Genomic DNA, 21,609 nt, shown 5'->3' with positions numbered 1-21,609 from the left:
TGATTTTTTCAATAACAAGTTACAAATATAAAAAATCTGCAAATTAAAAGAAATATAAATAAATATCGCTATTTGTACTTAATTTTCAAAATAAGGATAGTGGTCATAAATACAATTGAAACTGTATTTGCCGCAATTATGGGGATACTGTTTATAAGAATACCATATGAAAGCCAGGTTATAAGGCCTGCTTCAAGCATGATTACCATCGGGAAAGAGATATCCTTGGTATGTTTTGTCCGGATAGCTTTTATGGATTGCGGCAGGTAAGCAAATGTTGTTAAACAGGCTGCCAGCAAACCAAGCGCTAAAGTGAATGTTTCCAAGTTTATTGTATCTGCAGTCTAATGTTCAAGCCAGCTTCATTGGTCGTTCTTGTAGTTATCTGCAGGTTTGAACCGGTAGGTTCAATTTTGGTATATTTATAAAACAGTTGCATAGTTACACTTCTTGAAAGATTATACTGAATCGAAGGATTCAGTGTTGTTGAAGTAGAGCCATTTTGAGAGTTCGATTCCCAGAATCCGCTTAAAAAAGAATAGACCTGAGGATCATTCTTGGTCCGCGTATATGAAAATGAAATTGTCAGATTATTTTCAAGTGATAACCCGAACAGCGGCAGTGAAAATCCGGATTTGGTAAAACTAGCATTTATTGCAATATCACTTGTGGCTGTATTTGTAAGCTTCGCATTGTTTGGCTCCATAATTATATTATCAGTATTGCTCAGCTTAAATGAAGCCGTCAGGTTTCCTCCGGAAAGCTGTTTAAATGTGAAGTTAACACCAATAAGCGGTGTAAATCCTGATGTCAGCGCCTGTGCGCTAATATACTCCGGTTTTAATCCGTCGTAAGTAAGAACTTTACGGTACTCACTTGAATAACCGCTTTCAAGTGTTATCGCCTGTGCAATATTCTGGAACATTTCAAATTTTTCGATACCTGTTAATGATAAATTCCAGCTGGGGAAGGGCATGCTGACAACATTTTTTTCGAAATTTTCCGAGAAGAACTTTGCCGGGCTTAAAGTATCCAGACCTGTCGGAATTCCCAGTTTATCTGCAACTGTTCCAAGGCTTACAAAAAAACTGGGTCTTGTAATTGTCCTGTTCTCAGATGAGTTTACAGGTGTGCCAAGGAATCCAAGTGAATCGGTATTATATGTTAATGCGCTGATCGTACCCGTTCCGGTCTTATAAGTAAAATTAATCTTCAAATTGTCCGGGAAGATCGGGTTAATAAACGTATTGAATGTATATGTTGTATTCAGATTCAGGTTATCAACCAGGTTTGTGAGCGGAATTCTTCTGCCCGGGTCAGTTTCCCAACCAAGCTGGTACATTCTGGATGGACCAAGGTTTTCTTTGGAATTGAACTGCATCCAGAAATTACCAAAACCGGGTCTGCCTTGTATCGCGGGATTCTGAAGCTGTTTGGTCTGCGCATATGTTACTGAAACCTGGTCAGGTAAAAAAGTTTTAAGTATTTTTAACAGATCAGCGGGGTCCTGCTGCTGGAAACCTTTGCCTGAGCCACCCATAATTTTGTTTGTTGAGCTGAAGATATTAAACAGATTCTTAAGCTTTACAAAAGCCGTTGCCTGCATATCGGTGTTATATCCAACATTGCTTCCCTGTGCATTGTTGAAATTGGAAGCACGCCATCCGTAAATAACGCGGTAGCTCCCAGTGAGGTCAATGAAATCCCTTAAGCCGGGAATGTTGAACCTTGGATTAAAAGAAACAGTTTGAGAGTAATCAAGATCTTTACCCCAGTTAATAAGTCCGTTATTAAAGAAAATGTCATCGAAAATTTCAGTATTTGGACGCTGTGTTCTTGCTGAATCATTAAGTGTTTCAAGATATGTGAGGTCGCTGCCTGAACGGAAAGAATAATCGCCCTGCAGGTCAACGATCCAGTTCTCAATGAACTTCCAGTTCATAGTAAAGCCCCTGTTAGCATCAAATTGCCTTGATGTCGGGCTGTTTTCAAAGCTTGATCTTAACTTTTCATCACCGCGCCTTCTGTTAAAGCTTCCGGAAAGCGAAATGTTATTAGTGAATAGGGGAGCAAGCGGCATGAATGGGAAAAAGAAATACATTCTGGCCTGGCTGAACTCTTCACCAAACGGAAGGAATTTTCCTATCTTAAGATTCAGGGTATTCATTAAATCCAAGTCTGAACTTAATCCAACAGAACCGTTCATATCCCATGCATATTTGCTTTCAAGAGTGGGGGTTCTTTCTGTGTAAGAATTCCTAACAAAATTAATTTCAATCTTGTTAAGTATCTGCTGAACAAAAAAGTTTTCGCCCGGGAAAGTGAACTTAGCACCGCTTATAGAGAACCTGTTTGCTATCCTCAATGTCTGCGCTGAAACTCTGATCTGGTCAGCGTAATAAGCAGCAAGCTCCTGGTTGCCGGTTTCAGCAAGTATCTGTGCATAGCGGTTATTTGCTGCTGTTTCAAGATCAATATCAGTTGCCGGCAGGTATTTAGGCTTATCCAGAATTTCCTGGTGTGAAAATGAAATTGGCAGGGTGAAGAAATCCTTGAACTTGACAGATACATATTTTGAAAGCAAAGCATTGAGCACTTTATGGGCATTAACCACTCCTGAAAATTCCCAGCTGTTGGCTGTCGTTAACCCGCCAAAGCTTGTTTCAAGCGAATGGAAATTAGGATCAGTTTTATTATAGCTGAAGTTCAAAGTTGCAAGATCAGCAATTTTTAAACCGGTACTTAAAGTAAACGCATACCCGCTTGCATCATTAGCCTGGATAACCCTCATTTCATCAAACCAGATTGAACCGGTAAGCTCCTTCGGCACAATGGGATTATTATTGTTATTATAAATACCCAGAGATATTTGTTTAATATCACGTATAGAAGGACTTCCTATAACTCCGTAAAAAGCGCCCGGGGGACCGTTTATAACAGGTTCGTAATGAATGATACCTGTACTATCAGCTTTTTGTTTTATAGCAGTTAATTCTGATAAATTGATTATAACTTCATTGAAAGCGTTCCATGGTGTCATTGGCCTTACATCAGGTCTTATGGGAGCGCGGTATTCATAGTAATTCGATGTATCATTACCGATCCTTACCACAACTGCTGCGTCATAATCATTCGGACTGGTATATGTAAATGAGCTGTCACCGTTTACGAATAGCTTAAAAATCTTGTAATTTACAAGATCAAGAGGCCTTGTATTAAATGATTTGAAAACAAACTTATCCTGTCCGGGCAGAAGCTTCTGAACATCCAGTGACATTGACTGTTCGTTTGAAAGCACATTCTGATCTACCTGTGTCTGGTCACGCTGTCTTAAACCATCAACCGGGGGGGAGTAGTAGTTAGGATTATCTTCTATATTTACAACTGATACTGTATAAGTAGTATCATTTTTATTTTCCTTAACCCACTGGTTACCAACTAAATTAAAATCAACGATCTTAATCTGAGTCTGTGTTTCAAAACCCTTGAACCAAACCCTTGCATACTGAATATTGGTTAAAGTGGGACTTCCGCCAACAGTTCTATGCCATTCATCAAGCGGAATAATGAACTGGTACCAGCCAGCATTTCCTCCGCCGGCTATGAACGGGTGATTTTTAAACGAGTTTGAATCAAGCGGAATTACATATTCAAAATAATTATTTATAAGATCAAGGTTACCATTATTATTAAGGTCTTCTGTATCAATTCTTTTTGCTTCGGTTAAATTTGTAGCGTTAAGCTCTGTTCCGTTAAATCCTGAATAATTTGTGCTACCCTGGACCCATGAATAATTATCACGGCTTGGGTCACCTCCTGTTTCACTTACAAGATCAGGGTAATACTGCGCTTCAACTGAGCTTGGCTGGCCGTCAATACCGTTATCTTCACCTACATCCAATTGACCGCTGCCGTTCCTGTCTTCAGTGTGATAATTAATGTTGGGATCAGTTGAATTAAGCGGCATTGTTTTTGAAGTAATGATCCTTTCAGAAATCGCTCCCAGGTCAATAAGCATTTTAGCTGAATCGCTAACAATCGGAATTCCGCCGTTTACCTGCATCCAGACTTCAATGTAATTTATATTTTCATCAATTAAGTTAGTCTGTGATGAGTTAATAAATTTAAAGACACCGCTCCATTTATTTTCAGCCGGACCTTCTGCAAAAAAGTCATTATATTTTAAATAATTATACTGACCTACAGAATCAGGCTTGATATCAAACACCATTGGGGTTAAAGACTGGTTCTGGTTGCTTGCAACACTTCTGAACGGATATACTTCGAGTATTGGAACATTGTTAAGCAGATTATACCAGTTAAGCCTGCCGCGTTTCCTGCTCATTAAGCTGTCTCTTACTTCATCAGTAAATGTTCCGGGAACAAGCCTGTCATCATACGGAATTGATGACAATGTCCATGAAAGGGGATTCAAACCTAAGGGTATAACTTTTTTTACACCTTCGAAGTCATCAATATAAGCAACTGATTCGCCGTTATCACTGGGAATAATACTTTTTAAAGTGTTGGGGTCAGGCAGCATAAATGCAACTTCACCTTTAAAATTAAGTATTGATTCTTCTTTGGTATTATACCCCGGAATTTTATTTACCAGCTTAGTTAAAAAGTTGGTCTTAATATCTGTTGATGCATCGAATCCAATAATTGTATTGTTGGTAGGCTCTTCGCCGATCCTTATCTTATTGTTTAATGTCTGCTGTTTCAGGTTAATAAGGGTAAAGCCAAGATAGCTTGTTTTATTTATCTGAAGCTCAGCCCTGGTACCCAGCAAAGTTTTGGATGCAAGCTGGAAAAGGTCGTTGGTTTCATATGTGATCTTCAGGTTTGCCCCCGCAACAAGCGCGCTGGCATTAATTATCACAAGTTCGCCTAATGCGTAATCTATGGAATAATCTATTCCCTGGGCAAGCTCAACAGAACCATTGAACACTTTTACGCTACCTTCAACCAGGTTGAACCCGAGTGAATATCTTGATGAAGCATCGCCTTTTGCTGTTCCTTTTAAAGTGAACTTTAAATATCCTACACTTTGTGCAGTTGTTTTTGATGAAGTGTAAATAGTATCGTTTCTGCCAACGAAAGTTTCTTCAACGCCTTTATCTCTGAGAGCGGTTGAAAAAGGTCTTAAATACGGAAAGATTATCAATCCATTTTCAAGATCTATAGTATTGCCCGGGAAGAAGTCAAATGCATTATCACCGGCAGGAATACTGTCACTTGGCTGACCATTAATTCTGTAATCAAGGCCGGTCAGGTTCATCCATGACCTGTTGCTGATGGGTGCTGTTTGCCCGTTATACTGTGGATTTGGAGTTAGACCCGGCTCAGTATAATAAATATTAAAAGTCAGGTTTGAAGGATCGTTCTTAATATTTCTGGCATCAATGTGATAGATGTTTTTAAGCATCCTTTCCCACAGGCGGCTGTAATTCGGGTCCTGGTCTGGCGGCTTCATGTTTTCATATCTAAGCAGCCTCAGCTTAACTTTCGCGCTTGGAGAAATATCATTTAAAAAATCACCAACCTGCACATCATTGCCATCGGGTCCATTGTATTTATATGCTACTGCAATAGCATCTTTGCCAAGCGCTTGCAGTGTTTTTAATGTGATATAACCGGCATACCTGTTATATGTGAATTCTGAAGGATCAAGCTTTACAAAATTTCCTATTAATGTATGGCCAAGCTCTGCAGTAGTACTATCCTGAAGAACATAACCGCCTACCGGCCTGCGCCATAAAGTATCGTTTGCATATACAGATCTTTTATTGGGATTGTTAGGCTCAGCATAAACCCATACTTCAATTTGTGTTATATCAATCGGGGTAATACCCGTTGTATAGTAACTGGTAAAATACTGCCCCCATCTTTCATCAAGAAGGTAGTTGGTTTCAGCGTAATCGTATATCGATTTATCAAATGGGGTTTCAACTGAACCGCCGGTGATGTTAACTTCTTTCTTTTCTGATTTTTTCTGTGATGCAATTGTTGTAAGTGTAAGCGGACCCAATTTGAATTGAGCTTTGACACCAAATAATGCCTGTGTGCTACCTATTAAGTTTGAGCGTGTTTCCAGCGAAACGTTACCTGCTTCAATGCTCTGAATTACTTCATCAGGATAACCGGTATATTTTAACTTAAGCTGGTTTTCAAATTCAAAAGTACGCTGAGAGTTCCAGTCAGCATCTACTGTCAGCTTATCTCCAACAGTTCCTTTGGTTGTGACCTGGACTTCCTGCTTAAAATTGATATTATTCTGATTTTGTGATTCGCTTAAAATTGTCTGCAGGTCATTGGTACTCTTTTGATATGAGGCTGTAATATCAATGATACCGTTTATCTTTAAATTGATAGTAGGGGGGCCGAATATTGTTTCAGTTGCAAATGGCAGCGGGATCGTTATTTCAGTTATATTCTTGAAAAGCTTCTCGAGGTCATCTTCAGTTTCAATTATATATGTATCGGTAACAAGGCGGTAGAACTGGTCTTTAACGTTTAACCGGCTTCTGAGCTCGAGGTATTTTTCAAGCGGCAGCACAAGCGGAACTTTAAGCTGTTCGCCATCCAGTGTTTGGGTAATTACAACATTATTGAGTGAATCGAATTTTATATCATAACGTTCAAGCTGAGAGCCGTATAATAAGAGGGGAGAGCGCCAATCGCCGTATTCCGGTACCGGGTCTTCAGTTTTTTCAAATTTGAAATTATTAACCCTTGCAGTCGAGTCAATCGGACCCCTGATCTTAGTTGTATCGCTTATTAGTGAGGTATCCAGGTAAGAGCCTGATGTATCTATGAATCCGATCTGGAACTTACTTCTATCCCTGCCCTGAGCGAAAGTATCATTTGCTGAGCTGAATATAACGATAAACAAAACTGCAGCAAACAGAAACTTCATGTAATTGGTTTTATATTTTAACAATAATTTACTCTAAGATTTAAAACCGTAATTATTGCTTCATAGGCATTTTTAGTTTGTAATTACGTAATTTTAGGTTTTGAACTCAAATAATGCAATACCAAAATTTTTAAATGATAAATTTTGTCATTTTTTAAATTAAACAGCCTCCCTTGCTTATTTTCGGTAAAAATGCTATTTTTATGAATATCTAAATTACAAAGAATCATAACAGTTTTGAAGAAAGGACGTACGACTTCGAATCAGACCATGCATTTGAATTCAGTGACCCCTGGGAACAGCCGTATACTAACGGCAAATTAAGCGGCAAAGTGCTGGTGCTGAACCAGAACTATGAAGCTATGAGTATTTGTAATGTTCAAAGAGCAGTAGTGCTTATCTTTCTGGGAAAGGCTGAGCTCATATCAGCTAAAGATTCCAAAAAAGTTTATTCAGTGAATACAGAGCTTCCGTTTCCGACAATTGTAAGGCTCAGAATATATATAAAAGTTCCTTACAAAAAGATCGTTCTTTCAAGAAAAAATATTCTTCGCAGGGATGGGCATAAATGCATGTACTGCCAGAGGCATGATCTTCCGCTGACAATTGATCATATTGTTCCGAAATCAAAAGGCGGTGATGATACATGGGAGAACCTTGTTACTGCCTGCGTAAAGTGCAACAATAAAAAAGGTGACCGCTCACCCGAAGATGCTAAAATGCAGCTATTCAAAAAACCTACGCGTCCTTCTCATATTACATTCATGAAACACTTCGTCGGCAGGGTAGATGACGACTGGAAACCGTATTTGTATATGAATTAACTCCCGATCCTGAACGAAGTGAAGGATCTTGTTCTTCAATGTCAAATGTCAAAACCCAAATTTCAAAATTTCTAAATTTGTCAATTCAAATTTAAAGGATAATGTATAGCTTTACTGATTCTGAAAATTTATCACGAAATTTTTATTAATTAAAAACATAAACATAACTTAATGCTCGAATACAAAATTTACATAAACGGTGAGTTCAGAAATGCCTCTGATAACGGAACCATGGATGCAGTGAACCCGTACGATAAAAGCGTTTTCGCGAAGCTTGCTAAATCAACTGTTGAAGATACCAAACTTGCTGTAAAAGCTGCACGCAATGCCTTTGATAGCGGTATATGGTCAGGCAAATCAAATGAAGAACGCAGCGCGATCTTAAAACAAATTGCAGATAAGATAAAAGAAAACTCCGCAATGCTGCAGGAGCTTGAAATAAAGGAATCAGGCTCAACTTACAAAAAATCAAAGGACGATATGTTTCTTACATACCGCGCGGCAAGTACATTTGCAAAGCTTGCGCTTACAGATCTTAACGAAACACTCGATATTTCAAAGGAAGGTGTGAGCAAGAATCTATTGGTGCGCGAACCTGTTGGAGTTGTTTCGGCTATTATACCGTGGAACTTCCCGCTGCAGATGGCAATGTGGAAGATAGGTCCCGCACTTGCCGCAGGCTGCACAATAGTACTTAAACCCGCGCCTGAAACATCAGTAAGCGCGCTTGAGCTTGCAAAGATAATTGACTCAACCGATCTGCCCAAAGGCGTTGTGAATATAATTACAGGCGATGCTGAAGTTGGCGAAGAAATGGTAACTAACCCGATGGTTGATAAAGTCGCTTTTACAGGCTCAACTGAAATTGGCAGAAAAGTTATGTCGCTTGCTTCAGCAACAATGAAAAGTGTTACACTTGAGCTTGGCGGAAAATCAGCCAGCATTATACTGGATGATGCGGATCTTGATCTTGCAATAGACGGTTCAGCATACGCGGGATATTTCCATAACGGTCAATGCTGCGTGGCAGGTTCACGATTAATTTTAACAAATAAAAATTACGATGAAGTTGTTGAAAGGCTGAAAGCTAAGCTTGCCAAAATGAAGATCGGCAACCCGATGGATAAAGATACTGATATCGGTCCGATGGTAAGTGAAAAACAGCAAAAGCGTGTATTGGAATATATTGAAATAGGGAAAAAAGAAGGCGCGAAGCTGGTTTACGGGGGTGGAGTACCTAAAGGATTCGAACAGGGATGTTATGTTGAGCCAACACTCTTTGCTGATGTAAATAATGATATGAGAATTGCACAGGAAGAAATATTCGGACCCGTACTTGCTGTAATAAAAGCTGATAATGAAAACGACGCAATTCGTATTGCAAATGCATCAAGCTTCGGACTCGCAGGCGGTGTATGGTCACGTGATAACGACCGCGCGCTAAACGTTGCTAAACAACTGAGAGCGGGAACTGTATGGGTCAACGAATGGCATATACTTAATGATAAAGCGCCTTTTGGCGGATATAAACAATCCGGTATTGGCAGAGAGCTTGGCATTGAAGGCCTGAAGGCTTATACTGAAGTTAAACATATTCACATTGATGAAGTGCTTGACCGGAAGAAGAAGTTCTGGTACAATGTTACAGTGCCGCAGGATTGATTTGTGTGAAACGGTTAAAATAAATTAAAGGCAACTCAATCGGGTTGCCTTTTTTAATAAATAGAATAATCATTATTGTCACTCCTTTATTTATTGAATAAAACGCATTTTTTGGTTAAGTTTGTTAATAAATTATAACCCAAATACAATAAAATACTTGTCTTATAGACATATATAAAAGTGAAAGAAGTACTCGAAAATACTCTGTTACAAACTTCGTCAGATATACGGATTAACACTCCTATAGACTTTAATATAGTTAAACAGAAGATCGAAGAATCAAAACTGCCGAATGTAGGCAAAGCATCAATCAGAGAAATAAGAACCCTTATAAATCAAATAGAAAAAGCAAGCGGCAAAAAATTCATTAGAATGGAAATGGGCGTTCCCGGGCTTCCTGCTTCTAAGATAGGCATTGATGCCGAAATTGAAGCGCTAAAAAGGGGAGTGGCAAACGCTTATCCTGAAATCGAAGGCATCACGGAATTAAAACGCGAAATTTCTAGGTTCATAAAGTTATTCCTTGATGTTGATGTGCAGGAAAGATCATGCATTCCCTGCACAGGCTCAACCAGCGGAAGCTTTGTAACATTTTTAACACTTGCAAGGGCAGATAAGAACAAAGATACAGTGCTTTTTTTAGACCCGGGTTTCCCGGTGCATAAAATGCAGCTTAAGGTGCTGGGAATAAACCAGACTAATATCGATGTTTATAAATTCCGCGGTGAAAAGCTGCGCGAAGCCCTTGAGGCAAAATTAAAACAGGGAAATATTTCCTGCCTGTTGTATTCAAATCCTAACAATCCTTCATGGATTTGTTTTACCGCAAAAGAGCTTCAGATAATAGGCGAGCTTTGCAAAAAGTATGATGTTATTCCCATAGAAGACCTGGCATATTTTAATATGGATTTCCGTAAGGATTATTCAAAGCCCGGTTTGGAACCTCATCAGCCAACAGTTGCAAAGTATTGCGATAATTACATGATACTTGTATCAGGCTCAAAGATATTTTCTTACGCCGGTCAGCGTATCGGCTGTATAATAATTTCAAACAGCCTGTTCAACCGTGAATATCCTGACCTGCTCAGATATTTCAGCAGCGCAAACTTCGGGCATACTATGATATACGGCTCGGCTTACTCCGTAAGCGCGGGAGTAACACACTCCACACAATATGCGCTTGCAGCATTGCTTAAGGCTGTAAATGACGGCGATCATGATTTTGTGAAGGAAGTTAAGATATACGGTCACCGCGCCGGCAAAATGAAAAAGATGTTCCTTGTCAACGGTTTCAGGATAGTTTATGATCATGATGACGGAGATCCTATAGCTGATGGATTTTATTTCACAGTTGCCTATGATGGCTTAACAGGTGAGCAGCTGCTCGAAGAGCTATTGTATTACGGTATAAGCGCAATATCACTCAGCAATACCGGCAGCCTGCGGACTGAGGGGATAAGGGCATGTGTATCATTGGTCCATGATTCACAGCTTCCTGAGCTTGAAGAACGCCTGAAGCTGTTTCACGAAAATCACAAAAAGTAAGTTATTCAGATTACAGGAAAAATATTTATTTCAACAGAAAAAGTAAACATTAAAATTTTAAATTTATAACCAGGTGAACAATATTCTATCAATTCTGATCTTTGCGCCAATTGTATTAGGGATTCCGATTCTGTTTTTTGGAAAGAATGAAAAGTTAATTAAGATCTATTCGCTTGTAATTTCAAGCGGTGTATTCGGGCTTTCATTATACCTGTTTTCAATGTATAATGCTGCTAACCCTGATTACCAGTTCATAGAAAGATACCAGTGGGTAAAAGAATTCAATGTATTCTACCAGCTTGGTGTTGATGGTATTTCTATTTTAATGGTAATGCTTACGGCATTCATCTTCCCGGTAACAATACTGGGGGTATGGAATTCTGTTACTACAAGGGTTAAAGAATTTTACTTCCTGCTCCTGTTGCTTATGGGAGCTTTATTCGGGGTATTTCTTTCGCTCGACCTCATCCTGTTCTACATGTTCTGGGAATTGATACTGATACCGATGTACTTTATAATCGGGTTCTGGGGAGGTAAAAATAAATATTACGCAAATTTAAAATTCTTTTTATATACAATGTTCGGCTCTCTGCTGATGCTTGTGGCTATCATCTGGATATCGCAGTATCTAACGCCGCAGATCGGCAGATTTACAACCGATTATCTTGAGCTGAAGAAAGTATCACCTTACATTCCTGAGAAGATTCAGCTATGGCTATTTATTTTCTTCGCAATTAGCTTTGTCATCAAAGTGCCGATGTTCCCGTTCCACACGTGGCTGCCGGACGCTCACACTGAAGCGCCAACTGCGGGAAGTATCATCCTTGCAGCCGTGCTGCTTAAAATGGGTACTTACGGTCTGTTAAGGTTTTCAATGGAGCTTTTCCCGCTGATTTTCGTATCTTATGCATGGCTGCTTGCACTGCTTGGTGTAATTGGCATCATTTACGGTGCTATGGTTTGCATAGCGCAGAAGGATATCAAAAAGCTTGTTGCGTATTCATCTGTCAGCCATATGGGTTTTATAATGCTTGGCATTGCCGCTATGACCGTGGAATCAATACAGGGCGGGATAATTCAAATGGTGAACCACGGACTTTCAACCGGCGCGCTGTTTATGTTCGTCGGATTCTTATATGACAGACGGCATACCCGTGAAATAGCAGATTACGGCGGTATACTTAAGACTATTCCTATCTACGGATCATTATTCCTGGTAATAGTTCTCTCATCAATCGGTTTACCCGGTTTGAACGGCTTTATAGGTGAGTTTATGATCCTTATCGGTTCATTCAACTCACCGCTGCTACATAATCATACTTACACAATTGCGGCAACAACAGGTGTTGTGTTAAGCGCAGTGTATTTATTGTGGATGTACCAGAGAGTTTTACTTGGACCTATTACCAAAGAAGAAAATAAAACTATCCCTGATCTCAATTTCAGGGAGATCTTTGCATCATCACTATTGCTTATATTCATTATATGGATCGGTGTTTACCCCAATACATTCTTAAGCAAATCAGAAGCATCTGTAAAGAAGCTTATTGAAAATGTTGAAACAGCGAAGAGAAATCTGCTGAAAACTCCGTAACATTAATTTAGAACTAGCTGATTTATTAATGGAACCTAACATACTTAGCGTTCTTCCCTTTGTATTTTTACTGCTTTCCATTGCAGTGATGCCTTTTATTGCCCCTAAGTTCTGGCATGATAATTATCATATTGTATCAGTCGGACTCGGCTTTATTACCGCTGTATATTACATCATAATCACCAAGGGGTGGAGCCTGATGCACTCACTGGAAGAATATGTAATGTTCATTTCGCTTCTAACTGCATTGTATATTGTTTCAGGGGGAATATTAATTGAGATAAAAGGGCTTGCAACACCATTCAGGAATACTGTGCTGCTTGCAATAGGCGGGGTTCTTGCGAATATTATCGGCACAACCGGTGCTTCCATGCTGCTTATAAGGCCTTATATTAAAACCAATAAAGTCAGAATTACCAATTTTCATATAGTATTTTTTATTTTTATTGTGTCAAATGTCGGCGGCGCTTTAACTCCAATCGGCGATCCGCCGCTTTTCCTCGGGTTTTTAAAAGGTATTCCGTTCTTCTGGATATTTGATAAAGTATTCTTTAAATGGCTGCTGGCTATTGTTATACTGCTTATTATATTTTATATAATTGATACTATAAATTTTAAAAAAGCCCCTGATGAAGTGGAAGAAATTGAAAGGAAAGCAAAAGAAAAAATAAAAATAACAGGAGGAATAAATTTTATTTTCCTTGCTGTGGTAATAGGCTCTGTTTTTATAACAAGTCCTCTTTTCCTAAGAGAAGGAATTATGTTACTGACTGCCTTTCTTTCATATAAGCTTACAAAAAAAGAGATCCATAAAAAGAACCAGTTCAATTTCCATCCTATAAAAGAAGTTGCATGGCTTTTTATTGGTATATTTATTACAATGACCCCGGCGCTTGAACTGTTGAGAATTCATTCCACAGACCTTGGTGTTACATCTCCATCGCAATACTACTGGTTCACAGGGATCTTATCCGGATTTCTTGATAATGCCCCGACTTATTTAACTTTCCTTACTGCCGCTATGGGTATTTACGGCCTCGATGTGAACAGTGTGCAGAATGTACTTGCTTTTATTGCGGAACACGAAGCGCATGTTGTTGCGATTTCAATTTCAGCTGTATTTTTCGGCGCAATGACCTATATAGGCAACGGACCCAACTTTATGGTAAAATCTATAGCCGATAACCAGGATGTAGAAACACCCGGTTTCTTTAAATATATGTATATGTTCTCAATTCCCGTCCTAATACCGATATATTTGCTGATTTGGTGGATATTTATTAAGTAAATATTCACTTGTTCAGATTTTTTAATACCTTTATATTTGTAAATGAATACAGGTAAAAAATGTAAATGCGGCTTTTCTGTTGGCGACCCTATGATAATCCCAAAAACAAAGTATAACAAAAAAGGCTACTTCTGGCTTTCAATGGGTTACAGCGCAAAGCCAACTGAAGTTGTTTTCCAGTGCCAGAACTGCGGCGAAATCATAGCTTCATCGACCGATGAAGATATTATCGAAAAATACAGGTATAATTCAGATATCATACAATAAATAATCATATCACAAATGAAAAACACCACTCTCTTAGCCCTGTTTTTTTTATTAATGCTCTCAATGACCAAAGATCCACTTTCTCAAATGACTGCCAGGGAAAGACTGAACTACCCGCTGGCACTTGATATCCCCGGGAAGGTTTATAATACACCCGGACCGGTAAATATGAAGCCGGACCCGCTTGAATTCTTTAATATTAACATATCACAGAATTCAGCTCCGCAGAATGAACCCTCGGTAAGGATCAGCCGAAAAGATACCAACAAGGTTGTTGCCGCATGGCGTGATTTCAGGTATGGTATAGATCCCGCAGCCAACCGCAGGGTTGGCTACAGCTATTCATCCAATGGCGGGCTTACATGGTCAGTTTCCCGAATACTCGATTCAACTCTGCTTCCGGGCGGTCTTACAAGAAACAGCGACCCTGTTGTTACTGTTGATACAGCCGGAAATTTCTATATTGCCGTTGTTGCAATCCAGGGACTCTCAGGCGGTAACCTGACATTAGCAGTTTATAAATCAACCAATGGCGGGCAGACCTTTCCGCAGGCATTTATATGTTCACAAACAGGAACTGAAGATAAGGAATGGATTACCACAGATCTGAGTGATATCAGCCCGTTCTTAAACACTCTGTATATTAGCTGGACAAGCTTTTCACTTGGCGGAATTAAGGTAACAAAATCAACCAATGCTGGCGTAAACTGGAGCACACCCAGCAATGTAAGCGATGCTACCGGCGGAGTGCAGGGTTCAGATATTTGTATAAGCCGTGACGGACAGGTAAATGTAGTTTGGCTGGGTTTCAGCTCTGATGCTGAAGTTACTTTTGACAAGTCCGTAAACGGCGGAGATAATTTCGGCACTGACCAGATAATAACTACAGGAACTTTTCCCTTCGGCTTACCCAATGATGTGAATACTTTCCCAACCATAGCCAGTGATAACAGTACAGGTCCAAGAGGGGGCTGGATATATATAGCATTTGCTGATAACCGCAATGGTGATTGTGATATTTTTCTTGTAAAGAGCACTAACGGCGGAACAAACTGGTCAAGCCCTTTAAGGATAAACAACGATCCTGTAGGTAACGGTAAAATTCAGTACTGGCCAACCATTGCTGTTAATAACCAGGGCAATATTGCTGTGCTGTTCATGGATTCCAGGAATACTGCAGATAACACAATTGTCGAAGCATATATTGCCAGGTCTTATGATGGCGGTGTAACATTTACCAATGAATTATTAAGTACGGAACCTTCTCCAACGCTTATACCCGGCAGCAATGTAAGATTTGGTGATTATATTGACCTGGATTATGCAGGCAAGCGTCTTGTTCCTGTATGGACTGATGAGCGCGCCGGCGGATTTAACCAGGAAATATTCACATCCGAAATTGATGAGCTGCTTCCGGTAAGCGGAAACAGTGGTAATATGCCGGCTGAGTTCAGCCTGATGCAGAATTACCCCAATCCGTTCAACCCGAATACTCGTATTTCTTTCAGCCTGCCGAATGCATCACAGCTTAAAATAGAGATATATTCCTCAATTGGTACATTGATAAAAACTATTGCCAGCGGCAGGTACCCGGCAGGGGAGCATTCAATAAATTTCAATGCCGGCGCTTTGGCAAGCGGTGTGTATTTTTATAAACTCACTGCGGGTGAATTTTCACAAACAAGATCAATGATTTTAGTTAAATAAAATTCTCATATCAAATGAAAATACTTTTTAGCTTCATAATTCTTTTAATCTTGAGTTTACCTGTAAAACTAAAATCACAAACAGATGATAGTTTATATCTACCGTTAACCGTTGGCAATAAATGGTTTTATAATACTGTTACAAGTGGTGGTTTCCCGACAGTTTATGGCCATTTTATTATGTCAATTACAGAGGAAAAGTATATCGCAGGGAAAAAATATTTTAAATGTGAAAAATATTGGGAGGGTTATGATACTATATGGATACGTTTCAATAAACTTACAGGTTACTTAGTAAAATACGATTCGTCATTTTTGAATTGTGAAAATGAAGTTAATTTGTACAAATTTAATGCTATTCCCGGAGATACTATCAGAGATCAATGTACTATAAACAGTTATTCGTGCGTATTATTACAGGATACTACTTTATTCGGAATTACATCTAAGATTAAAATGTATAACATTACTAATATTGGGTGGGCTATTTATATCAGAAATTGGCATTTTTTAAAAAATTTAGGTCTCATTTTCAATAGTAGTGTTTCAGGGCGAAACAATACTATTCATTCTACTCAAACTTTAAGAGGAGCAATAATAAACGGTGTGCTTTATGGTGATACTTCATTAATAGGAATAACAACCATTTCTAATACCGTTCCCAAATCTTACTTGTTATTAAATAATTTTCCAAATCCATTTAATTCTTCAACTAAAATTCAATTTCAAATTATAAAATCAGATTATACTAAACTTACTGTTTATAACATATTAGGAGAAGAAATTAATATTTTGGTAAATAGATTTTTGAAACCGGGTAAATATGAAATTGATTATAATACAATGAGTCTGACAAGCGGAGTGTATTTCTACAAATTAACAGCAGGTGAATTCACCCAAACAAAATCAATGATACTGGTAAAATAAAAAATTATGTTCAAGGATTATAAATTTACATGTGTTGATAGATTCTTAAAGTACGTTCAGGTTGATACACAGTCAGACCCGAATTCCGTAACTTACCCTTCTACCGAAAAGCAAAAGGATCTTGCGAAGATCCTGGTTGCTGAACTGCTTGAAATGGGTATAAAAGATGCCAACATGGATGAGTATGGATATGTTTTCGGCACAATAGAAAGCAATACTGATAAGAAAGTCCCTGTGATATGCTTTTGTTCGCATATGGATACTTCACCTGATTTAAGCGGTGAAAATGTTAAGCCTATAGTTCACAATAATTACCGGGGAGGCAATATAACGCTCCCCGGTGATAAAACGCAGGTTTTAACACCTGAAGTGCACGCTGAACTTAAGAACCAGATAGGTAATGATATAATCACAAGTGACGGCACAACGCTGCTTGGGGCTGATAATAAAGCAGGTGTTGCAGAAATTATGGATGCGGCGAATTATCTGTTGACCCACCCTGAAATTAAGCACGGCAAAATTCGCATTCTATTCACGCCCGATGAAGAGGTTGGCAGGGGAGTGGAAAAGCTTGATATGGCTAAACTTGCCGCTGATTATGGGTATACTATGGATGGCGATAAGGCGGGCTGCGTTGAAGATGAGACGTTTTCGGCTGATTCCGTTACAATAAAAATAAACGGGGTAATAACACACCCCGGCTCAGCTTACGGCAAGATGGAAAACGCAATTAAAATTGCGAGCGATATAATCGCGGCATTGCCCAAGGATACACTTTCACCTGAAACTACTAAAGGTCTCGAAGGATTTATTCACCCTGTTTCAGTAAAAGGCGGCGCTGAATACACAGAGGTAAAATTTATCATACGTGATTTTGTAACAGCGGGCCTTGCTGATAAAGAAAATATTCTAAAAAACATTACAGATAAAGTATTAACTGCTTTTCCTAATAGTAGTTATGAGTTTATAATTGAAGAATCTTACCGCAATATGAATGAGGTTTTAAAAAACGTGCCTTTTGTGACTGAGTATGCATTTGAGGCTGTTAAACGGGCGGGATTAACCCCGTTCAAGAAGTCAGTTCGCGGCGGAACGGATGGCTCGAAGCTCTCGTTTATGGGGCTGCCGTGTCCGAATGTTTTTGCAGGTGAGCATGGCATTCACAGCAAACAGGAGTGGTGCAGCGTGCAGGATATGCAGAAAGCAGTGGAAACAATCGTGCATTTGTGCATGATATGGGAGGAGAAGGCTAAACCAAATTCCATTTCCCCCTGACAGGGGGAACACAAGGGGGTCTTATACCCAATGAATAGATTTAATCTGAAATATAACGTAAAATTCATGGAAGAACGCAGGAGAAAATTGCGTAATAACATGACACACGCTGAAGTTATATTATGGAATTGTATCAGAAGAAAACAAATTCTTGGGGTTAGATTCAGACGGCAATTTAGTATAAAAGAGTATATTGTTGACTTCTATTCAACCGAGTTATTACTAATAATTGAAGTTGACGGACCTACTCACTTTACTGATGAAGAAATTGAATACGATAGATATCGGCAAAGTGAATTGGAAAGCTTGGGACTTACGTTTCTTAGAATTCGAAATGATGATATTTACAATAACATTGATGGGGTAGTTAAAGCAATTTCGATGCAAGTGGAAAGTATGTTAATTCTAAAAAAGACCCCCTCTTTATCTCCCCCTGTTAGGGGGAGATAAAAGCAAAGATTGTTAAGGAATAAATCACATTTTACAAAAAATTTTCCCTAAAACAATGAAAACCGTAATAACCTTAGTTTTACTTACTTTAACAATACCTTCATTCACTCAATCCAACAGAATATATTCTATTTCAGTAAATGGCGGTACAATAATTCCTTTAGAAAAACTTTCTTATAGATTTAATACAGGATATAATGCCGGAATTGATCTAGAAACCCGAAAAGAAAATTTTGCTTTTTTCACCTCAGGAAGAGTTAACCAGGTTAAAGGTTACCGGTGGTATTTCGATCCATATGGTATGCCTATGTTAGGAAAGTGGACATACACAATCGGTGAAATTTCTGCCGGTGGCAGGTGGTATTTAGGCAATTCAAAACCACTCAGCGCGAATGTGGATCTTGCATTCAGTATTTATACAGGTAATTATTTACATAAGATTCCCTGGGGCGTGCAGCCCGGTATTGGTGGTAATGTTAATATTAACAAAAAATTATCGGTAAATCTGAATATGAAGGTAAACGTGTTTGAGGAAGAGGAATGGGAAACTTATGCAGGAGTATATCTTGGATTAAGGTATAGCTTGAATGAATCTAATAAAAATAGAAAATGAAAATTCTGACATTCCTTTTTTTTTATGTTTAGCAGCCGGTATATCTGCTCAGAATAAACAGATCTATTCATCTGCCTTTACTGCCGGTACTTTGATAGTACATGGTTCATTGGGAAATAGAATAACCAACGGTTACAATCTTGGATTGGAATTTGAAACACGAAGTAAAGGAATTGCCGTATATCTAAATTCAAGAATAAATATTACCAAAGAAAACGCAAGTACACAAGATTTCTATTGGGGAAACAACGATAATAAACGATCATTCAGTTTAATTGAAGTAAATGCCGGCCCTAGATTTTACATTGGCAATATGAAAGAATTGTACGTCAACATCGATCTTGGATTCGGCCTTTATACTGGCTCATATTTAAGAGAGACATTATGGGGTCCGCAGATCGGCGCTGGGTTTAATTATCCGGTTACTACAGGATTTTCATTGGTACTGAACGGAAGATTAAACGTAATTGGATTTGATGAAGGGTTTATCTATACCGGAATTCATTCAGGTCTTAAATTCTCGTTTGAATAGTTTGGTAAATACCTGCTTCTAAGCCCCCTTTTAAAGGGGGACTAAATCTTGAAAATTCATAAAGTAACAATTTAACCTATTTTTGTATCCATCATTAATTGACGATGGGGATTTAAAAATCCAGCTTACGGGTTATCCGGAAATGCGCCTTCTTCCCATACATGGAAATTCATACCGAAAGGATCGCTGAACATTATTGAGTGCTCGTTGTATTCAGCGGTGATCTCACAGCCTTCGGCAAGCAAAGCCTGCTTTGCTTCGGCCAGGTTATCGGTCTTGAATTCAAAGAACGCAGAACCTGCGCCTTCGGAATTATCTTCAATTACAAAATTTATCCCGTCTTTGTTCAAATATGTATCGGTGCCGCGTTCATCAACAAATTCCATACCCAGAACCCGTTTATAAAAATCAACAGCCTTTGCGTTATCCTGAACCTGGATAGCTATATATGGTGAAAATTCAAATTTCATTTTTTTGCCTGCCTCCTGAAATATTCCCGCAGAAACCAATAAAAGGCTTCCAATGGTTGTAAATATTAATTATTAATTTCTTAAATTTACAGATTAATTTATTAAAAAAATATGTCACATATAAAAATCAGGCTTGGATATATTGTATTATTTCTCCTTATATTTCGTTTAGAAGCTGCTGCTCAGGTTCACGAAGGTTTCCTGCTGCAGGAAGGTACCTATGTGGTTCCGGTAGATGGTGAGCGGGCTAAGGAGCTTTTAATGACTGAAGATGAATATACATCCATTTTAAGCAGGTTTGATCTAATGAGCAAAACCGGCTCAAAAAGCGATACTGTTAAGCTTTCTGATTACCTGAGGAAAGCTGCTGCAACGGTTAAAAAATGGGATGAGGAATCAATGCAAGACCTAAAAGAAAATGTAGAGTCCGTCAGAAAAAAGATCTCAGACCTGGGGCTTAAGATAAAGATGCCTGAAAAGATAGAAATAGTACTTTCAGATATGTCCAACGAAGGCGGTGCGGCAGGTTATACAAGGGCAAATTATATAGTTCTGCCGGAGGGGAAAATAACGCACAGTACGTTCATTCATGAATTATTCCATGTTTTTTCGAGGTATGATAAAGAGATGAGTGAAAAGGTGTATAATATTATCGGATTCAAAAAATGTAATGAAGTACCATACCCGCCTGAGATCGCGGATTTTAGGATATCAAATCCGGATGCGCCATATAACAATTTTTATATTACAGTAAACCACAATGATACGCCTGTTGATGTAATGCTGATATTATTTTCCGGCAGGGAATTCACCGGCGGCAGCTTTTTTGGTTATATGCAATTGGGACTTCTTGTTGTGGAAGGGGATAATGCCAATAAAAAAGCGGTTTACCTCGATGGTAAACCACTTATATTAAAACTGAAAGAAGTTAAAGGCTTTTATGAGCAGACCGGCAGAAACACCAATTATAATATTCACGCCGAAGAGCTCTCAGCCGATCATTTTGTGATGCTCGTGAATCAGCAGCAGGGATTGCCGAATCCTGAGATTATTGAAGCGATGAAAGTGGTTATGAAATAAATTACATTTTTACTTCTTCACATTTCCGTCAAATACGCTGTGACTTATCCACTGCCATTTATCGCCGGTTTTCTGCCATAAGCTAAGATTGTTAACAAATTTTCCTTTTTCCTCTTCGGTCATTTCAAGATTTTCAGAAAATGATAATTTATAACTGATGACTATGTTAGTACCGGCATCGTTATTTGTAACCACAATATCAGAAAAATGGTAATATTTAAAAGTAATGGATTTTATATAATCTATAGCCACGGTACGTGATTTGGGTCCATCAGCATGCATTGATTGAAAGCCGTTGGCTATGAGTCCCTCAAGAGTGCCCCAGTCTTTATCCTTAACAGCCTGGAACAGGCTTCGCTCCATCTTTTCTCCCGCTGATTTAAGATCATCCTGTGAAAATGATGCTGCTGTAAATAGAAAAACAAAACAGGCTATACTGATGATTGTTTTCATTTTG

At 38.7% G+C, this 21,609-nt stretch carries 17 protein-coding genes; 13 read left to right on the top strand and 4 right to left on the bottom strand.

Annotated elements, in window-relative coordinates:
- Positions 1 to 68: 68 nt before the first annotated feature.
- A complete protein-coding gene (locus J0M37_11850; GenBank protein ID MBN8585779.1) occupies positions 69 to 332 on the bottom strand; it encodes a SemiSWEET transporter in 264 nt (87 codons plus the stop codon).
- Positions 329 to 6,919, bottom strand: a complete 6,591-nt coding sequence (gene sprA / locus J0M37_11845; GenBank protein MBN8585778.1) for a cell surface protein SprA — start codon at positions 6,917 to 6,919, stop codon at positions 329 to 331. Before sprA ends, J0M37_11850 begins: the two co-directional genes overlap by 4 nt.
- 362 nt (positions 6,920 to 7,281) lie before the next feature.
- Here sprA and J0M37_11840 point away from each other — a divergent pair, with 362 nt between their 5' ends.
- From J0M37_11840 to J0M37_11785, 12 genes are all read left to right on the top strand, one after another.
- Positions 7,282 to 7,743 (top strand): HNH endonuclease, encoded by a 462-nt coding sequence (locus tag J0M37_11840; GenBank protein MBN8585777.1) that lies wholly within the window; start codon positions 7,282 to 7,284, stop codon positions 7,741 to 7,743.
- Positions 7,744 to 7,914: 171 nt separating this feature from the next.
- Positions 7,915 to 9,405, top strand: a complete 1,491-nt coding sequence (locus tag J0M37_11835; protein MBN8585776.1) for an aldehyde dehydrogenase family protein — start codon at positions 7,915 to 7,917, stop codon at positions 9,403 to 9,405.
- Between the two features lie 231 nt (positions 9,406 to 9,636).
- Positions 9,637 to 10,950 (top strand): pyridoxal phosphate-dependent aminotransferase, encoded by a 1,314-nt coding sequence (locus tag J0M37_11830; GenBank protein MBN8585775.1) that lies wholly within the window; start codon positions 9,637 to 9,639, stop codon positions 10,948 to 10,950.
- Positions 10,951 to 11,023: 73 nt separating this feature from the next.
- Entirely contained in the window at positions 11,024 to 12,544 is a 1,521-nt protein-coding gene (locus J0M37_11825) for an NADH-quinone oxidoreductase subunit M (protein MBN8585774.1), read from the top strand.
- Positions 12,545 to 12,572: 28 nt separating this feature from the next.
- Positions 12,573 to 13,832: a sodium:proton antiporter gene (locus J0M37_11820; GenBank protein MBN8585773.1), complete on the top strand. Its 1,260-nt coding sequence runs from the start codon at positions 12,573 to 12,575 to the stop codon at positions 13,830 to 13,832.
- Between the two features lie 42 nt (positions 13,833 to 13,874).
- A complete protein-coding gene (locus J0M37_11815; protein ID MBN8585772.1) occupies positions 13,875 to 14,099 on the top strand; it encodes a hypothetical protein in 225 nt (74 codons plus the stop codon).
- 15 nt (positions 14,100 to 14,114) lie between these two features.
- Complete coding sequence (locus tag J0M37_11810; GenBank protein MBN8585771.1) at positions 14,115 to 15,806, top strand: T9SS type A sorting domain-containing protein; 1,692 nt, start codon at positions 14,115 to 14,117, stop codon at positions 15,804 to 15,806.
- 14 nt (positions 15,807 to 15,820) lie between these two features.
- Positions 15,821 to 16,732, top strand: coding sequence for a T9SS type A sorting domain-containing protein (locus tag J0M37_11805; protein ID MBN8585770.1), 912 nt, complete (start codon positions 15,821 to 15,823; stop codon positions 16,730 to 16,732).
- A 6-nt stretch (positions 16,733 to 16,738) separates the two neighbouring features.
- Positions 16,739 to 18,007, top strand: coding sequence for a peptidase T (gene pepT, locus J0M37_11800; protein MBN8585769.1), 1,269 nt, complete (start codon positions 16,739 to 16,741; stop codon positions 18,005 to 18,007).
- A 66-nt stretch (positions 18,008 to 18,073) separates the two neighbouring features.
- Positions 18,074 to 18,457 (top strand): endonuclease domain-containing protein, encoded by a 384-nt coding sequence (locus J0M37_11795; GenBank protein MBN8585768.1) that lies wholly within the window; start codon positions 18,074 to 18,076, stop codon positions 18,455 to 18,457.
- A gap of 55 nt (positions 18,458 to 18,512) precedes the next feature.
- Complete coding sequence (locus J0M37_11790) at positions 18,513 to 19,070, top strand: hypothetical protein (GenBank protein MBN8585767.1); 558 nt, start codon at positions 18,513 to 18,515, stop codon at positions 19,068 to 19,070.
- Positions 19,045 to 19,602 carry a hypothetical protein gene (locus J0M37_11785; protein ID MBN8585766.1) on the top strand — a complete coding sequence of 186 codons (558 nt, stop codon included), beginning with the start codon at positions 19,045 to 19,047 and terminating at the stop codon, positions 19,600 to 19,602. Before J0M37_11790 ends, J0M37_11785 begins: the two co-directional genes overlap by 26 nt.
- Before the next feature lie 125 nt (positions 19,603 to 19,727).
- On the opposite strand, the gene J0M37_11780 is transcribed toward J0M37_11785, so the two are convergent.
- Positions 19,728 to 20,072, bottom strand: coding sequence for a VOC family protein (locus tag J0M37_11780; GenBank protein ID MBN8585765.1), 345 nt, complete (start codon positions 20,070 to 20,072; stop codon positions 19,728 to 19,730).
- 111 nt (positions 20,073 to 20,183) lie between these two features.
- On the opposite strand from J0M37_11780, the gene J0M37_11775 reads away from it, so the two are divergent.
- The gene (locus J0M37_11775; GenBank protein MBN8585764.1) at positions 20,184 to 21,152 is read left to right on the top strand and encodes a hypothetical protein; all 969 of its coding nucleotides are present in this window, start codon (positions 20,184 to 20,186) and stop codon (positions 21,150 to 21,152) included.
- Positions 21,153 to 21,161: 9 nt separating this feature from the next.
- Here the strand turns inward: J0M37_11775 and J0M37_11770 are convergent, their stop codons facing one another.
- Positions 21,162 to 21,605: a nuclear transport factor 2 family protein gene (locus tag J0M37_11770; GenBank protein ID MBN8585763.1), complete on the bottom strand. Its 444-nt coding sequence runs from the start codon at positions 21,603 to 21,605 to the stop codon at positions 21,162 to 21,164.
- Between the last annotated feature and the right edge of the window lie 4 nt (positions 21,606 to 21,609).

The sequence above is a fragment of the Ignavibacteria bacterium genome, from assembly GCA_017303675.1.
Lineage (GTDB): Bacteria > Bacteroidota > Ignavibacteria > Tepidaquicellales > OLB5 > OLB5.
Note: the sequence above shows the minus strand (reverse complement) of the source record. Positions and strands in the feature narration are given on the sequence as shown.

What these genes read in the sequence shown, in the direction of transcription:
- J0M37_11795 (MBN8585768.1), top strand. Translation starts at nt 18,074, where the DNA reads ATGGAAGAACGCAGGAGAAAATTGCGTAATAACATGACACACGCTGAA.
- J0M37_11775 (MBN8585764.1), top strand. Translation starts at nt 20,184, where the DNA reads ATGTCACATATAAAAATCAGGCTTGGATATATTGTATTATTTCTCCTT.
- pepT (MBN8585769.1), top strand. Translation starts at nt 16,739, where the DNA reads ATGTTCAAGGATTATAAATTTACATGTGTTGATAGATTCTTAAAGTAC.
- J0M37_11820 (MBN8585773.1), top strand. Translation starts at nt 12,573, where the DNA reads ATGGAACCTAACATACTTAGCGTTCTTCCCTTTGTATTTTTACTGCTT.
- J0M37_11790 (MBN8585767.1), top strand. Translation starts at nt 18,513, where the DNA reads ATGAAAACCGTAATAACCTTAGTTTTACTTACTTTAACAATACCTTCA.
- J0M37_11805 (MBN8585770.1), top strand. Translation starts at nt 15,821, where the DNA reads ATGAAAATACTTTTTAGCTTCATAATTCTTTTAATCTTGAGTTTACCT.
- J0M37_11810 (MBN8585771.1), top strand. Translation starts at nt 14,115, where the DNA reads ATGAAAAACACCACTCTCTTAGCCCTGTTTTTTTTATTAATGCTCTCA.
- sprA (MBN8585778.1), bottom strand. Translation starts at nt 6,919, where the DNA reads ATGAAGTTTCTGTTTGCTGCAGTTTTGTTTATCGTTATATTCAGCTCA.
- J0M37_11815 (MBN8585772.1), top strand. Translation starts at nt 13,875, where the DNA reads ATGAATACAGGTAAAAAATGTAAATGCGGCTTTTCTGTTGGCGACCCT.
- J0M37_11780 (MBN8585765.1), bottom strand. Translation starts at nt 20,072, where the DNA reads ATGAAATTTGAATTTTCACCATATATAGCTATCCAGGTTCAGGATAAC.
- J0M37_11835 (MBN8585776.1), top strand. Translation starts at nt 7,915, where the DNA reads ATGCTCGAATACAAAATTTACATAAACGGTGAGTTCAGAAATGCCTCT.
- J0M37_11785 (MBN8585766.1), top strand. Translation starts at nt 19,045, where the DNA reads ATGAATCTAATAAAAATAGAAAATGAAAATTCTGACATTCCTTTTTTT.
- J0M37_11840 (MBN8585777.1), top strand. Translation starts at nt 7,282, where the DNA reads ATGAGTATTTGTAATGTTCAAAGAGCAGTAGTGCTTATCTTTCTGGGA.
- J0M37_11770 (MBN8585763.1), bottom strand. Translation starts at nt 21,605, where the DNA reads ATGAAAACAATCATCAGTATAGCCTGTTTTGTTTTTCTATTTACAGCA.